This is a genomic window from Mesorhizobium shangrilense (assembly GCF_028826155.1).
Classification (GTDB): domain Bacteria; phylum Pseudomonadota; class Alphaproteobacteria; order Rhizobiales; family Rhizobiaceae; genus Arvimicrobium; species Arvimicrobium flavum.
The window spans coordinates 219,491-234,768 of record NZ_JAQGPN010000001.1 but is presented as its reverse complement, the minus strand read 5'-3'; the positions used below and the strand labels follow the sequence as shown (position 1 = coordinate 234,768).

Below are 15,278 nucleotides of genomic sequence, written 5' to 3'. Positions count from 1 at the left end.
CCCGGATCGGGGTCGATTAAGAGAGGCTGAAATCTGTTCCGTTCAACAAGTATCTGGCCGCGTGCGGTGATCGGCGGCGAACGGCGGTAAATAGGATGGGTAACCTAGACCGTAGTGAATTGAGTGTTTTAGGTATTCGTACCGATACGCCTCGAAAAAAACTGTCTCTAGGGTGGTGGGTGTGTGTGACAGCAGGTGAGATGACCGAGGTTAGTCATAGACTTGCTGAAGGTGGATACGTTTCGGTCATTCTTAATAGAGGGCCACCAACAAAGTTGGGCAGACTGCAGCACACTTAATCGCAACCCAAACCACGAGGTCATGCGCATTTCGAATCGTACGGAAGTCTATGCAAGGAGGGCTTTTCTACAAAGGCGCAATCGCTCTATACCACCGTCGCATACAAGAGAAACTGGAGTAAAGCCGCAAGCTACATAAAGACCACGTGCAGCTTTGCCATCTTTTGTATCGTCAGCAAACGTATCAACGTAGACCATTGATCCGGAGGGGAATGTCTTTAAAGCCGTCTCGACAAGTGCTGTACCTACGCCGAGATTTCGGCAGTCTAAGCTTACCGCGAGCCACCTTATCCAGTATTGGCCTTCTGCTCCCCCGAGCAACATCGCTCCCGCAAGCCGATCCGGCAGATGATGGACACAATATGCTCGTTTTTGAGCGACCTTTTGCGCTAAAATAGCGTCTAAACCAGGCATTGGCCCGAAAAGATGTTCGACTTCACCCGCAAGTGTTAGCCAGGGTAGAATGTCGTCTACTTCTGCAGGAACAACTTTCACTCTAGGAGTGGCAACCATCAGATACAAGTATTCCATTGTCGGCGATTTTGGGGGCGCAGAGTTGAGAGTACCGCGTCTCAGGTGCGCACTTCGCCGTTTCTATCCAATTTGGACATAAACGATTCGCGCTCTCCGATTCGAACAAAAGGTAATCAGAATTCGAATACCCCCAGCTACCAGCCCAGACTTCTAAAGCTGAGCAATGTAGAATGCTGCCACAGCCGTGCTTGAGGTCGCACCCTGCCTAATCATCTGCTATGTACCGGCTTTCATGTCCTCACTGCAAAATAGGCCAAAAGACACTCCGGCCTAGGTTCCATGTATATCGAAGCCGAAAAATTCTGTGCGCGCCGTGGCTTCGGACGCTAATCCCGGCCATGTTTGCCAAAGTCTGTCGCGTCCTCCGCAGAGCGAATCATATCACGTGATATCTCTTTGAGGAACCAGTCACCCGCCGCCAGACGCCGGCCGAGATTCTGCATGAAGCCCTCGAACCGCTCCGCACCTTTTGCACGGGCTGCGGATTGCGCGGCTCCCGTAAGCGGCGGCGTGATGGTCATCCAGAAATGGATGAACTGCGCGACCGTCTCGCCGAGGACGGCGAGATCTAGGTCGAGCGTGTCGATCTGGCGGCCGAGCTTGTCCAAGCGGCGAGACATGGCGGCTTCAAGCTGGTCGCCGGCATCGCCGGACAGGTAGGACATGACCGCCGCCTCCACGATGGCGGATTTTGAGACATTGCGACGCAGCGCCACCGAGCGGCGCAGCGCCATCGCCTCGATCTGCGGGATGAGCGCGGGGTCGAAATAGATATTCAGGCGGATGCGCGTGGTCATGGGCGTGTCCTCAAAGCTCGATTCCATCATCGGGGTTCATGGCGATCTGTCGCGCGACCATCCTCATGCGCTGGCGCATGGCGCGGGCCTTGGCCGCGTCAACGGCCGGCTCGTCGTCCAGAAACTCGAACTCCTGTTCGGGCGACGGCGGCGGGGCGACGATTTCCTCTTGGCTTGGCAATTCCGGCTCGCGGCGGATGCCGGCATTGGCCGGATCGCCCTCGGTCCCGTCTGCCGCGTCGGTCGCGGAATGGCTTTCCGCCGCGACCACGCGGCCGGACCAATCATCGGCGGATGGGCTGGGCGCCAGCGGAGCGGCGACCAGAGCGGGCGGGGTCAGGATGCGTTCGTGAAACCGCGCATCCTCGAAATAGCGGGCCTTGGTCGCCCGGATCGGCGGCGTGCCCGCGACCATCACGATTTCGTCCGTGGGCGGAAGCTGCATGATCTCGCCCGGCGTGAGCAGCGGCCGAGCCGTCTCCTGCCGCGATACCATGAGATGCCCGAGCCAAGGGGCCAGTCTGTGCCCGGCATAGTTGGTGGAATCGCGCAACTCGGTCGCGGTGCCAAGCGCGTCGCTCACCCTTTTGGCGGTGCGCTCGTCGTTCGTGGCGAAGCTGACGCGGACATGGCAGTTGTCGAGGATGGCGTTGTTCGGCCCATAGGCCCGCTCGATCTGGTTGAGGCTCTGCGCGATCAGGAAGCCTTTGATTCCATATCCCGCCATGAAGGCGAGCGCCGATTCAAAGAAATCGAGCCGGCCGAGCGCCGGAAACTCGTCCAGCATCAACAGCAACCGATGCCGCTTGCCGGAGGTGGTCAATTCTTCCGTCAACCGCCTGCCGATCTGGTTGAGGATCAGGCGGATGAGCGGCTTGGTGCGGTTTATGTCGGACGGCGGCACGACCAGATAGAGCGTGACGGGCTGGCGGCTGCCGACCAGATCGGCAATGCACCAGTCGCATCGCGCCGTCACCCGCGCCACCACGGGATCGCGGTAGAGGCCGAGAAAAGACATTGCGGTGCTCAACACGCCTGACCGTTCGTTCTCGCTCTTGTTCAACAGCTCGCGGGCCGACGACGCGATGACGGGATGAACGCCAGCCTCGCCGAGATGCGGCGTGTCCATCATGGCGCGCAAGGTCGCCTCGACCGGGCGGCGCGGGTCGGACAGGAAGTTGGCGACGCCCGCCAGCGTCTTGTCTTTCTCCGCATAGAGAACATGCAGGATTGCGCCGACTAGCAGGCTATGGCTGGTCTTTTCCCAATGGTTGCGCTTGTCGAGGCTGCCTTCGGGATCGACCAGAATATCCGCGATATTCTGAACGTCCCTGACTTCCCATTCCCCTTGCCGGACCTCCAGCAGCGGGTTGTAGGCGGATGATCCGGCATTGGTCGGATCGAACAGCAGGACTCGGCCATGCTTCGCGCGAAAGCCCGCTGTCAGCGTCCAGTTCTCGCCTTTGATGTCGTGGACGATAGCGGAAGCCGGCCATGTCAGCAGCGTCGGCACTACCAGCCCGACGCCCTTGCCGCTACGCGTCGGGGCGAAGCATAGGACATGCTCGGGACCGTTATGGCGCAGATAGTCCCGTTCGTATCGGCCGAGCACGACGCCATCGGGGCCGAGCAAGCCGGCGCTGCGGATTTCCTTGTCCTCGGCCCATCGCGCCGATCCGTATGTGGCGACGTTGCGTGCCTCCCGCGCCCGAATGATCGACATGAGGATGGCGGCGGCGATGGCGAGGAAGCCGCCTGATACCGCTATGATGCCGCCCTCGACGAAGATCGCGGGCGCATAGGCGTCGAACGAAAACCACCACCAGAAGAAGGCCGGCGGATAATAGACCGGCCAGCCCGCCATCTCGAACCACGGTGCTCCAAGCTGCGGCTGGAAGCCGAGGCGGAACGCTGTCCATTGCGTCGCTGCCCACACCATCACCAGAACGATGGCGAAGACGACAGCGATTTGGCCCCAAAGGATTCGTCCTCCGCGCAATGCAGGCTCCAGTCGGCAAAAGAGACGGAGCCGACCAGAGAGTAGGCAAAATCGGGACAGGCAACAGGAAAGGGGATGCCGGAGGGCTGCCGGATACTATCGGCGGTAAATAGGACGGGTTGCCTCGGGACCGTCGCCGATGCTGGTGCCTATACCTGCGGGCGGAAACGAATCGCTGCTGGAAGTCAGTAGGCGCGGGACGGACGGTCCATATCGCTGGCGAGCGTGAGCAGGTTGCGAAGCGCCGCGCTGCGGTTGGACGGCGACCAGATCGCCGAGAACGTGATCGGCTTCGGCTCGTCGGCGAACGGCAGAAAGACGATGCCGGTTGTGGGCAGCAGCGCCGTGGCCGCGCCGACGATAGTGATGCCGAAGCCCTGTCCGACCATAGACAGCAGAGTGCCGCGCCCAACGTCGAAACGCTGGATCGACGGCGAAGGCCAGCGCCCGGCATGGCGCAGCACGATATGGCTATGAACCTGCGGGCCGGTGCCGCCATGCCGGACAAGGAACGTCTCGCCCGCCAGATCGGCCCATGTGACGGCAGGCCGTCCGGCAAGCAAATGCTGCTCCGGTAGCACCGCCAAGAGAGGTTCGGTCCATATGCGGCGGGAATGGCAGTCTGGCAGCTCGGGCGTGCCGGCGACGAACACCACGTCCAGCCGGTCGGCGCGAAGTTGCATCACCGCTTCGCGGGCTGTGCCTTCGGTTATCTCGACTTCAACGCCGGGGCGGTCCTCACGGTATTGGCCGATCAGCTTTGCGAGGAAGCTGTGCGGGATCAGAGCATGAATGCCGATACGAAGCCGGCCGCACTCGCCCACCGCCGCCATGCTTGCGGTCTTCACCGCATGGTCGAGTTGATCGACGCCGGCCGCGATCCGCTCGATGAAGTGGCGTCCGGCTTCTGTCAGGCGAACACCTCGCGCATGGCGCTCGAACAGGAGGATGCCAAGGTCTTCTTCCAGCGCCTTCACGCGCGCGCTGACACTGGATTGTGCTACACCGAGCGCATTGGCTGCGTGGCGGAAGTTCAGATATTCGGCGACGGTGAGCGTTTGGATGAGTGAGGCAAGGGGAATACGCGATCCAAGCGCGGTCGGCATCCCCCATTGGCGGTCGGTCAGTGATGTTGACTGTTGCCGCCGTCGCATATTCGCCACCCTATAAGGTAGCGAAGGAACGGATTATCCAGCCTAGCCCATGCGAAAAGCTCTCGTCCCAATCATCGGGTTCGCTCTCGATCTGCGAGGAAAGGGCTGGATATTCGGTCGCGTGATTTCGAAGGAAAGTGGCGACGCGCGCACGGGTTGCAGCTTCGTCGCCGGCTTGCCACGCTACTTGCGTCGCGACCGATCCGAGCATGAAGTTCGATAATGTGTATCCCGCATGGATAACGTCGGCCTTCGGCAATCCTGCCCCTGCGAGGGTTACACGAAGATGTTCGGATCGGACCAAGGCATTGGGACCGAGCAGCGGCCGGAAGCCGAATAGGCTGGTTGACCAAGGATGCCGTAGAAGCGTCTGCCGCCATTTTGTCAGGAAGCGGACCAACTCCTTGTCCCATTTCAACGGTTCTGTTGGCAGGGGGATTTCACCGAGAACGTTGTCCAGTGCCAGTTCAAGCACATCGTCGCGTGTCTCGACATGCCAGTAGAGGGATGCGGCACCAGCGTTCAGATGTTCCGCCAGTTTGCGGATCGTCAGGCCGTCTTGGCCCCGCATGTCTAGTATCTCGACAGCGGCTTGGACGATGCGATCCCGCGTCAGCGCGGGAACGTCGCGTACTCGCTTGGCTGGTTTCAGCCAAATCGTCGAGGAACCGCGCTCCGCCTGCGATGGTCCGTTCTTAGCCATTCCAACTCCTACAACCTTGACAGTCGAGCGTGTCCTAGTGCATCACTCTATCAATCGAACATTGTTCGAGTCAACGATCATTGATCTATTGCGCTGTGTGGCGGGTCCATCGGAACGCCGCGCCACAGATGGCGGGCGCTGCATTGCGCCGAAGATGGAAGCAATCGAGAAAAGAGTGGAAGCAAGAATGAGCAATCAAAACGATACCCTTGGCGGCTTGGCAGATCGAAAATTCCTCGCCGTCTTGCCGATCTCCGATGGCGTGGTGACGATCAGAGCCATGTCGGATGCAGATGCGGAAGCATATGCTGCCGGGACGAACGATGCTTCGGTCAAGCACTTCGCTCACCTGCCGTTGGACGAATATACGCCGCAGATCGTTCGGGACATGATCCGGGGCGTAATTGCAGATGGATTGCGTGACGGGACCTTGGCAGTCCTGACAATTTCGGATGCGACCTCGGACTCGTTCCTTGGAAGTCTAGTAGTCTTTGACGTCAAGCCGGATGACGCGGAGATTGGCTATTGGGTCGCCCCCGAGCATCGCGGCCGGAAGATATCGGGCCGGGCGCTCTCGCTTACCATGGAAATGGCTCGCAAGCTCGGCTTGAAAAGGCTCCGTGCTCGAACGGTTCAAGACAATCCTGCATCTGAAATAGTTCTTCTCAAAGCCGGGTTTGAGCAGGTGGGCATGGCCCGACCGGAGATTGTTCCCTCTGGCAAGACGGAAATGAGCGTGAATTATCTCGCCAAGCTTTGAGGCATTGAGGGCGAAGCTGGCCTAGTTTCCATGTTCCCCGCTTCCGCCGTTAAGTGGCGTACTTTAACGCCTGACGGTTTTCACAGCGCTGTTGGCTCCCTTGCGATCGCCTGCCACAAGCCTTTTTTTTTAATTTATAACTTCATCTGGAGACGCGATGATTACGTCAAAACCGGGGGTACACCCAGCATCGTTCGCCCTTGTAATTCTGAGCATGATGGGGGCGTCCATAGCATATGCGCCAGCCACTCTTGCCCAGTCGAGTCCTTTGAGAACCGAACACCAGCACGCTTTCAATATCCCGGCAATAGACACCTTTATGAGAGAGCGACTCGACAAAACTGGGCTTCCGGGCGCCGCGCTCGTCATTATCCATGGCGGACAGATCGTCCATCTGGCCGGTTACGGCGAGGCACGTGAAGGAGAGCTCGTTACGCCTGACACGCAATTTTACGTCGCCTCGGTCAGCAAGTCGTTCACCGCTCTCGCGGTGATGCAGCTCGTAGAGGCCGGTGCGGTTGGACTCGATACGCCGGTGGTCGACTATATTCCGGATTTCGAAACGGTGGCATCGGGACATGCCGAGCAAGTGACCGTTCGCCATCTGCTCAACCAGACCAGCGGCCTCTCCTATGAAGGGTTTGCCGCTGTGGCACCTCAGCAGCAGCCGAGGTCAACGGAAGAGCTGTTGGTACTCATAAAGGATGTCACTCCAACGAGCGCGCCGGGCGAACAGTTCGATTATTTCGATCCCAATTACGGGATCGCCGCGCGGCTCGTAGAAGTGGTTGGTGGGTCCACGTTCGAGGATTATCTCGAATCCAACGTGTTTGCGCCGCTAGAGATGAAAGACAGCTTTTCCGTAGTGAGGGCTGAGGATGCACCTGGTGAAGCCCAAGCTCTCGCGCAGGGCTATCGGTTCCACGATGGCATGATGATACAGGTTCACGAGCAGGGTTACCTGGGCGGCTCGGGCGGAATCGTTTCGACTGTACGGGATCTCGGAAATTACCTGATTATGCAGATCCAGGATGGCGTTTTCGGCAACCATACGCTGGCCAGCCCCAGAAGCATCACAACAATGCACACGCCGGCACGTGGCATTGCTAGCCCCTACGCGATGGGCTGGGTGGTGCTTGATGCCGACGCCTCACCCTTGGTCGTTAATAATTGGGGCGATCTGGAGTCGTTTCGGGCCGATCTGATGCTTCTGCCCGACGAGGAGCTGGGCGTAGCCCTGCTCTACAATGCCTCTGCGGACCCTCAAGTGTTCGAGGACCTCCGTGAGGGAGTCATCGGCATCCTGACACAAGCGAAACCGCAATGACCACTAGGATGATGGAATGGTGGAGATCATGATGTTGCAAATGAAACCGGCCGGGCCGCCCTCTCGAACCGCTCGCGTCGGCGACGGAAATGGTCCCGTCATGCGGCTCTGCATCGGGCGGAATCGCGCTTTGGAACGGTCGCGCGGGCGTCGTTGGGATATGCGTCGGATGGTAGCGCGATGACACTGCACGTGTCGCCCGAACGCATGACGAAAAGCGGTGCCTCGCCAATCGCGCGGCCGCCTCCCGTCTCGCCATCATATTCCTAGTCCCCTTTGTCTTCCCAACTGCCACGACACTGATCCGCCTTGCACGACGCCCATGACCTCGCGGCCGAGCTGACGGTCGATGACCGGCCGCCACGGGACAAGTGTGAACTCATGGCTCTTTTCGACCACGGCGAACTTGCCCCCCGATAGCTGCACGGTGCCGGTGAACTTCCCGCTCACATTCTCGCCGTCCTTGGCGGCGCGGAACGGCAGCCCCTTGCTCTCGGCTATCTCCGCGCCGACGCGGGCAACCTCGCGCTCGCGCAGCGTGGCGAGAAGGCTACGCCGATAGAAGATGCGGCCGTTCCGTGCTCGGGTGGCGTCGCCCTGTTCGATATGATGCTCGCGGCGCTGGTCTATCGCCTCGCGCACCTGCTGGCCGAAACCGACCGACGCAAGGTCGGCCGTTTCGCCATGTATCAATCGGCGGTCCAGCCATGTCGCGCCGTCCGATCCGATCTGCTTGCCTAGATCGAACGGGGAAAGGACGCGCACGCTGGCCTGTCTGTCGCGGCCGGCGTCATGGGCGGCGGCGCGGCTGACCAGATCATCGGGGATGCGCCATTGATCGGTGTCGATGCGCTCGACGATGCCGGCCCAGCGCAATGCCTCCAGCCGCCGGACATGGGCATCGACATAGCCCTCATAGTCGCCGCCCGGAACGCAGCCCTCGAATTTCGCCTGCTCCCGATGACGGCTCGGCCGATAGATGCCGTCCTCGGCGATGGCGGTGATGGTGCGGTCGGACGGCCGGGCTGCCGCCTCGGCCGGGCCGATCTCGATGATGCTGCCGATGCGGGTGTCCTCCAACCGCTCGGGCGCGATGCCGGCAATGTGGTGCGTCCGCCCGTCGATCCCGTCCAATACTATGGTCAGGTCTTCGCCCAACTCGTCGGAAAGGTGCTTGTCCACGACCCGGCCGACGATGGGCGTCTCGGGCGCTCCGTCATGGATTTGGAAGCTCATGGGATCGCGTTCGCCGCCCTGCGGGCCGAGCGCCTTCTGCATGGTGCGGATAATGTCGCCACGCTCGCCAAGCTCGCGCAGGGCCGGCTCCATGTCCTTGCTCAATTCCCAAACGGCCGGCGCGTGCTCGGTCGCCAGCCCCATCTTCTCCAGCTTGCCGAGACGGCGCAGGCGCAGTGCCCGCTCGAACTGCCGCTTCGGCTCTGCCGGTTCATGGCGCAGGTCGAGGAAACGGGCATCGGCTTCCTCGGTCATGGCATGGTCGATCCGGGTGAAACGGTCCTGGTCGATTTCGTCCGACAGCTTGCGGGTCTGCTCGATTTCGGTGACGGGGCCGAGTTCCAGACCGGCAAGCTCGCTGGCGCGCTCGCGCAGGCCAGCGGAAAGGTAGTCGCCGTTGATGACTAGATCCCCGCCGGTATCGTCGCGGCCGTTGACGATGACATGCACATGGGGATGGCCGGTGTTGTAGTGATTGACGGCAACCCAATCGAGTTTCGTGCCGAGGTCCGCTTCCACCTGTTTCATGAAATCGCGGGTGTAGGGCGTGAGGTCCGATAGCTCCGCGCCATCCTCGGGCGAGACGATGAATCTGAATTGGTGGCGGTCGTCCTTGCCGCGATCAAGGAAGGCGTCACCATCGGCGCGGTCCTCGGTCGCCGAATAGAGCCGGCCCTGCTCGCCGTCGCGTGACGTGCCGTCGCGCTGGACATAGCGCAGATGCGCGCGGGCGCGGCCGCCCTTCCACGCGGCCCGGACGCTACGCTGCTTGACGATCACGCGGCGGCTGCCGGGCTGGCGATGATGCCATTGGCCGGAGATGTTGCGGGCACGCACGAAGCTCGCGCCCCGGCCGCGCTTCACGCCCTTGCCGCTGGCGACCATGGCGCGGGACCGCCCCGGCGATGACGGGCGAGCGGATGACGGCATGGAAGGATCGCGGGAGGCCGCTGCCTGATGCTGGCGGGTGATCTTCTTAACCTGCGTGAAAAAGCTCTTGGACCTCCCGGCCTTCGGCGTGTCGGATCGGATGCGGCCGGGCTTCGGACGGAAGCGGTTTTCGTCGTCGGCGCTCATGGGCGCGGCTCCAGCCAAAACCGCCGAAAACAGGCCGATATGGGCCTATGGTGCCGCTCGAAACCATGCAAAGCTAAGGCTTTGCGCGAAATCGCGGCACCCGGCCCCTCAAAACCATGGTGCCGGAACCGGCGACCTAACCAGTGTGCAGACAACAACAATTTCCAGAAGCGGCCCGATATGGTGCCGTCTTCTTTAATCTTGCCCTCCGCCCTTTCTGTCTTTTCTGCCTCTCCAGCCCGGAATCCTGCCGGGCGCAAACCTGCCCGACCGGATGCCGAAACCAAAGCCGCCGAGCGCGGGAACGCCGCCCTCATGGCGTTCCCCCGTCGCTGGCGCTCGCCACGAAAATGCTACCGTCCTGCGACTCCGCATCGACGGGATCGGGCGCCGGAACGGTCGCGCGGCCATCGCCGGATCGTGCGTCGGACGGCGGCGCGGCGACAGCCCGCGCGTCGCCCGGACGCATAACGAACAGCGGTGCCTCGCGCCAATCTGGCGGCGGTGGCGGTGCCGATGACGGCGGTTCGGTTGCAGCCGCGCCGCCGAGGATCGGCGCGAGCGCGGCGACATAGGCCCGCGTTTCGGCCGGCAGGTTGCGGCCGGTCGCAAGATATTCGTCGTAGCGGCCGGGACCGGCATTGTAGGCCGCCAGCATCGCCGCGACATTGCCGTAGCGGTCCCACATCTCGCGCAGGTAGGCCGTGCCGGCGAGGATGTTGCCGCGCGGGTCGTAGGGATCGCGGCCGAGGCCGTAGCGGATGTGCAGGCCCGCCCATGTTGCGGGCATCACCTGCATCAACCCCATCGCGCCGGCCGACGAAATCGCGTGCACATCGCCTGCGCTCTCGGCGCTTAGCACCGCGACGATCCAATGTTCCGGTATGCCGAAACGCTGCGACGCCTCGGCGATATGGGCTGCGTAGGGATGGGCGGCGGCCGGACGCTCGACGGGCGCGGATTGCGCGACCGCCATGCCCGATCCGACGCAAACGAAAAGCGCGCCGGCCAGCAGGACGGCACAACGCCATGCCTGCCTGTCTCCGCTTCGCCGCCAGCCTGCCAGCGTGCGCGCTGCGGTCAAGGGCAAGGCGCAAGCGCCGGCCGATGGCCGCCCCTGACCTTCGCTGCGCGCGCCGGCCGTCCGGTCTTCGAGCGGGACGAAGGGATGAGACGGCTTTTCCGCGAACAAAGGGGTGACGATCTTGGACCGAACGGCGGGCCGGACGAGCGCGGCCGTCATTCCTCATCCACGACTTTCCGGGGGTGCTTCCAACGCAGGGTCCAGACCGAAGGATCGTCGTTGGACTGGAACAGCTTGGCGCGGATCGGGAACGGGAAGATCGGTCCTTCCAGTCTCATCGACACGAAGTCGCCGGCATTTTCGCTGGAGTCTTTCCATGCGGGGCCGGCGTCCGGGCCGTCCTCGCTATCGAGGCGCAGGCGATAGTCGGGCGCGTTTTTCATGTCGCTCGGCTTGGCCAGGACGATGAACAGATTTTCGTGGAGTCCGAACGAATGAAGCTTCCCGGCGTAGCCGGTTTCGGTGCGGGTGAACGTGCCTATCTCTGCCATGGGAAATCTCCTGTGATTGGCTTTCGGGGCATGGTTTCAGTGCGTCTGCGCGCGCCACTCGTAGCGGCCGACTCCTTCCTCATCGGTCCAGAGCGGGACCGCCCGGCCGATGACGGAAGCTGCGGGGATGAGTCCGAAATAACGGCCGTCGAGGCTGTCGCGGAGTTCCCAATTCATGAGGAAAAGCTGGTCGTCGCCGATGACGCGGCAGCCCTGCCAAACGGGCAGATCGCGGCCGAGGCTGTCGCGCTCCAGCGCCTCGCCGATCTCGATCCCGTTCACCGTGATCGTGGACCGCAAGCGGCAAACCCGCTGTCCCGGCAAGCCCAGGACGCGCTTCAACAGCGGGACGCCCCGCGCGACATAGCCGCGCTCGGCCACGAAGGCGGCGAGCGGCTCGGGCGGCACGACGGCGACCAGCTCGGGCACGTCGAGCGCCTCGGCCGGCTCGACGGTGTAGAAGCCGATGGGTGCGCTGGCCGTCGCGTTCCAGATGAGTTTCACGGGCCAATCGACGGTGCTGGCGGCGGCGATGCCGATGACGGCGAGCGCCGTCACCGCGATGGTGCAGCGGCGCGTCATAGCTCGATCCTTCGGCGGTGAAGCCACGCGGCATGTCGCTCGCGCGTGTAAGCGTGCGGCTCCAGATTGGCGGTCAAACGGTTGTGGACATGCCGCCAATGCTCGGGCGCGGCGTCGGCCGGGTCTAGGCCGAGCGATTCCACGGCGTCGATGGCGGCAAGCCCGCGCTGCACCCTCGGCCAGCTATCGAGGCGCAACAGGATTTCGCCACCGGGGCGGACGAATGGCAATGTCTGGAACGGCTCGCCGCGCCCGATTGCCCGCACAATGTCAATGCGGGAAACGACCGTGCCATGGTCGCCGTTCGCCCATCGAACGAAGGCGAAGACGCTGCCCGGCGCGAAGCCGACGACGCTACGGCGGCGGTCGATGATCTGTTCATAGCTCTTGCGGCCGAACCTGATCCAATGCTCGATGCGGCGTTTCTCGAAAGTCAGCTCGACCAATGTGGTGAAGGGCGCAGGCCCGTCCGGCAGCGGACGGCCGTGCGCGCTGCGATGGGCGCGACGGGTCATTGTGCGTCTCCGGCGATGTGCTGGTGGGGATTGCGCGCGTGCGCTGCGTCAACGGCGGGCGTCATGGCTCGCCGTTCCCGGCAGAACCGGCACCACGCTTCGCCTGCGCGCGCGTCAAAGAAAAAGAGTTAGATTCTCTGTTAGATAAGTTAGCGGTCGGATTCCGCGTTTCAGGCCAAAGCGTTATCTGCGGTTCGTGCGCCTGATCTGCCGATAGTCGTGCGCCCGATGTGCCGATACCCCGTGCGCCTGATCTGCCGATGGCATTAACAGGGTTATCAACAGTGCCTGTTGACGAATTATCGGGGCGGATGCGCAGCAGCTCGCGGCCGTCTTCCCGCTCGATCTGGAGGCGGTAGCCGGGGAGTTTCTGGCGGGCCGCGATCCGGCGAAGGTCGAGTGCGAAGTCGGACGGCCGCGCGAGGCTGCCGGATTTCTGATGAAGGTGCGCGACCTCGAAAATCCAGCCATGGCGCTGGTGCCCGGCGTGCTTTCTGGCGACGCGGTAAAGCCATCGCTCGATGCCGCCTGTCAGCCGGAAATAGGCCGGGTCGATGGTCAACACCAACGAGCGGTCGATAACGCTGTTGTAGAACCATTCGGGCAGGACGAACTCCATGCCCTCGACGCGGCCGGCGCGCGTCGTCATTTCCTCCCATTCGTTGATCCAAGAGAATTGCCGGCGACGCCAATGCGGGCCGTTGCGAATGGTGGTGGCGATGACGGTGGATTGCAGCCGCGCCAGCGCAGCTTTCAAAAGCCGGTATTGGTGATTGCCGGTTGGGCGTCCGATGGCGCGCAACAGATGGTAGGGCGTGAACCGGACGAAGCGCGACGTGCGGAGGCCATTGTTCTCGGCCGCGACGATCTGCGACGCCGCCCATATCAGCACATCGGCGTCCCATATCGTCGCCATGCCGTGTTCGGGCATCCCGAACACCTGCACCTCTATGTCGGCGGCCTTGTAGAGAATCGGCTTGGTGCGCGGGGTCTTCGCCAGCGAGAAAAACGGCCGTTCCATCAAGTCGCGCTGGTCGCGCGGCGGCGCATCGCCCGTTGCGACCACGAAGGGGTCCAGGCGGCTGCGCTCGCTGTCCTCGGCCGGCTGCGCGGGGGCGTGATCGTCCTCGCGCAGCATCTAGCACTCGTCCCGTTCTTCGGGGGTGAGCGGACGCGCGGGAAAGACGGTGCCGGCGGTCTTGTCGCGGGTCGATTTGCGCTCGCCGACCGCGCTCCAGTTTTCCAGATCGTGGACGGTGTAGAGGACGCGACCGCCGACCTTGCGATAGGTCGGGCCGGTGCCGTAGGTGCGATGTTTCTCAAGGGTGCGGATGGATATGCCGAGGAAGCGCGCGGCTTCCTTGGTGCGCAACAGGCGCGGCGGCAGGCCCGCAAGCGGGTTGGGCATGGATCACCTCCAGTCGGGATTGGGCTGCCGGAGGGCGGCAGCGGACTGTGGCGAAGCATGGCGAGGGATCGGCGGCGCGTAGCGTGCCGCATTTGCGCCTATGCGCTGACGGCACCCCCTGCGGGCGTGTTTCGGGCTAATAAATGAAGGATTTCAGCGGCTCATCGCCTGCCGGGCCGAATAGGCGAAGACATTCGCACGCGGTTCGGCTAAGAATGTGGGTGGAGCAGACGCGCTGCTCCGGGGCGTCGAAACCCCTCTGTTACCGTTTGGTGCCGGCCGTTACGGCACCGCACTCCTTGACCTATGGTCGGGGAGCCTGTGGCGTATACAACAGGCTTTCCGAGCTAAAGGCCATGGGGCCGTGTAACAGCGGTTTCGAACTCCCCGATCACCAAGAGTCAGAGAGAATCGTTTGCGGGGGCGCACCGCAGACAAAGTCTCTCGGATGCGGGGAATGACTATGATGGTGCCCGTCGAACTCGATCCCGATGTGGATGACGAAGCGCCGATCGGCGACACCATAACCGTTTATGACGAACAGCATTACGTCACCTATCTGCGCCTTCTCGATGCGAAGGCCGAAGATGCGGACTGGAAGGAAGTCGCGCGGATCGTGTTGCACCGCGATCCGGTGGCCGAGGAACTTCGGACCTATCGTTGCTGGCAAAGCCACCTAGAACGTGCGCAATGGCTATCGCGTGAAGGCTATCGGAAGATTTTGGAGCAGGCGGCAGCCAACAAGGCATGAGGGCCATGCCTCCCGATCAACGCTTGCCGGGCTTGATCGGATAGTGGAGCAGTAGGCGATAGCCGCCCCGCATCATCTTGATGCCATGCGCGACCAGGCGGCGGGCCTTGTTCTTGCGCGGATCGTTCTCGAAATCCTCCTTGGTGCCGCGAAAGCCGAGCAGGACTTCGGAGATGGTGCGATAGCTCTCGCCGCGCAGTCGGGCGTCGAGCGCGCGCAGCGACAGCATGTACCATTGCCGGAGCTGGTCGGGAACGGCCCGGAAATCGGGACCGGGCGCGCGGCCGTTGAGGGATCGCCAGAAACGGCGGGCAGCATGAGCGCGAAGCTCCAGAAAAGCATCCATCGGCAGCGTAACGGCATAGAACGCGGCTGCGTCCGGCACCGCCTCGGGCAGCCAGAATTGATGCGCGACGCCATCCACCAGCCAGATACCGTGCCAACCATCGGCAGCGCGGCGCATGTCAAGACCGTCGAGATGCGCCAACGTCAATATCGGTTCGGTGTGGTCATCCTTGTGATCGACCGGCGACAACATCACGGCTTGCGGTTGAAGGCGCG

At 62.5% G+C, this 15,278-nt stretch carries 16 protein-coding genes; 3 read left to right on the top strand and 13 right to left on the bottom strand.

Annotated elements, in window-relative coordinates:
• Window positions 1-347: 347 nt before the first annotated feature.
• From PD284_RS01135 to PD284_RS01115, 5 genes are all read right to left on the bottom strand, one after another.
• Window positions 348-830: a GNAT family N-acetyltransferase gene (locus tag PD284_RS01135; protein WP_274626401.1), complete on the bottom strand. Its 483-nt coding sequence runs from the start codon at window positions 828-830 to the stop codon at window positions 348-350.
• Window positions 831-1,159: 329 nt separating this feature from the next.
• Window positions 1,160-1,630: a CopG family transcriptional regulator gene (locus PD284_RS01130; protein ID WP_274626400.1), complete on the bottom strand. Its 471-nt coding sequence runs from the start codon at window positions 1,628-1,630 to the stop codon at window positions 1,160-1,162.
• 10 nt (window positions 1,631-1,640) lie between these two features.
• Window positions 1,641-3,629, bottom strand: coding sequence for a conjugal transfer protein TraG (locus tag PD284_RS01125; RefSeq protein WP_274626399.1), 1,989 nt, complete (start codon window positions 3,627-3,629; stop codon window positions 1,641-1,643).
• Window positions 3,630-3,814: 185 nt separating this feature from the next.
• Window positions 3,815-4,735: a LysR family transcriptional regulator gene (locus PD284_RS01120; RefSeq protein WP_274626398.1), complete on the bottom strand. Its 921-nt coding sequence runs from the start codon at window positions 4,733-4,735 to the stop codon at window positions 3,815-3,817.
• A 58-nt stretch (window positions 4,736-4,793) separates the two neighbouring features.
• Window positions 4,794-5,486, bottom strand: a complete 693-nt coding sequence (locus tag PD284_RS01115) for a TetR/AcrR family transcriptional regulator (RefSeq protein WP_274626397.1) — start codon at window positions 5,484-5,486, stop codon at window positions 4,794-4,796.
• A 187-nt stretch (window positions 5,487-5,673) separates the two neighbouring features.
• Between PD284_RS01115 and PD284_RS01110 the strand changes: the two genes are divergently transcribed.
• Both PD284_RS01110 and PD284_RS01105 read left to right on the top strand, forming a co-directional pair.
• On the top strand, window positions 5,674-6,246 hold the full coding sequence (locus PD284_RS01110; protein WP_274626396.1) for a GNAT family N-acetyltransferase: 573 nt from the start codon (window positions 5,674-5,676) through the stop codon (window positions 6,244-6,246).
• 157 nt (window positions 6,247-6,403) lie between these two features.
• Window positions 6,404-7,573, top strand: coding sequence for a serine hydrolase domain-containing protein (locus tag PD284_RS01105; protein WP_274626395.1), 1,170 nt, complete (start codon window positions 6,404-6,406; stop codon window positions 7,571-7,573).
• A 258-nt stretch (window positions 7,574-7,831) separates the two neighbouring features.
• Here the strand turns inward: PD284_RS01105 and PD284_RS01100 are convergent, their stop codons facing one another.
• The 7 genes from PD284_RS01100 to PD284_RS01070 form a co-directional block, all read right to left on the bottom strand.
• Complete coding sequence (locus PD284_RS01100; RefSeq protein ID WP_459382275.1) at window positions 7,832-9,064, bottom strand: DUF3363 domain-containing protein; 1,233 nt, start codon at window positions 9,062-9,064, stop codon at window positions 7,832-7,834.
• Window positions 9,065-10,199: 1,135 nt separating this feature from the next.
• Window positions 10,200-11,129 (bottom strand): lytic transglycosylase domain-containing protein, encoded by a 930-nt coding sequence (locus PD284_RS01095; protein WP_274626394.1) that lies wholly within the window; start codon window positions 11,127-11,129, stop codon window positions 10,200-10,202.
• The gene (locus PD284_RS01090) at window positions 11,126-11,461 is read right to left on the bottom strand and encodes a DUF736 domain-containing protein (protein ID WP_274626393.1); all 336 of its coding nucleotides are present in this window, start codon (window positions 11,459-11,461) and stop codon (window positions 11,126-11,128) included. Before PD284_RS01090 ends, PD284_RS01095 begins: the two co-directional genes overlap by 4 nt.
• Before the next feature lie 36 nt (window positions 11,462-11,497).
• The gene (locus PD284_RS01085) at window positions 11,498-12,043 is read right to left on the bottom strand and encodes a S26 family signal peptidase (protein ID WP_274626392.1); all 546 of its coding nucleotides are present in this window, start codon (window positions 12,041-12,043) and stop codon (window positions 11,498-11,500) included.
• Window positions 12,040-12,558: a DUF2840 domain-containing protein gene (locus tag PD284_RS01080; RefSeq protein ID WP_274626391.1), complete on the bottom strand. Its 519-nt coding sequence runs from the start codon at window positions 12,556-12,558 to the stop codon at window positions 12,040-12,042. Before PD284_RS01080 ends, PD284_RS01085 begins: the two co-directional genes overlap by 4 nt.
• Window positions 12,559-12,619: 61 nt before the next feature.
• Window positions 12,620-13,696: a replication initiator protein A gene (locus PD284_RS01075; RefSeq protein ID WP_274626390.1), complete on the bottom strand. Its 1,077-nt coding sequence runs from the start codon at window positions 13,694-13,696 to the stop codon at window positions 12,620-12,622.
• Window positions 13,697-13,966 (bottom strand): helix-turn-helix transcriptional regulator, encoded by a 270-nt coding sequence (locus PD284_RS01070; RefSeq protein ID WP_274626389.1) that lies wholly within the window; start codon window positions 13,964-13,966, stop codon window positions 13,697-13,699. It abuts the gene before it with no gap.
• Window positions 13,967-14,429: 463 nt separating this feature from the next.
• On the opposite strand from PD284_RS01070, the gene PD284_RS01065 reads away from it, so the two are divergent.
• Window positions 14,430-14,717 (top strand): DUF2285 domain-containing protein, encoded by a 288-nt coding sequence (locus PD284_RS01065; protein ID WP_274630505.1) that lies wholly within the window; start codon window positions 14,430-14,432, stop codon window positions 14,715-14,717.
• Window positions 14,718-14,733: 16 nt separating this feature from the next.
• Here PD284_RS01065 and PD284_RS01060 read toward each other — a convergent pair whose 3' ends face one another.
• Window positions 14,734-15,255 (bottom strand): DUF2285 domain-containing protein, encoded by a 522-nt coding sequence (locus PD284_RS01060; protein WP_274626388.1) that lies wholly within the window; start codon window positions 15,253-15,255, stop codon window positions 14,734-14,736.
• Window positions 15,256-15,278: the final 23 nt, after the last annotated feature.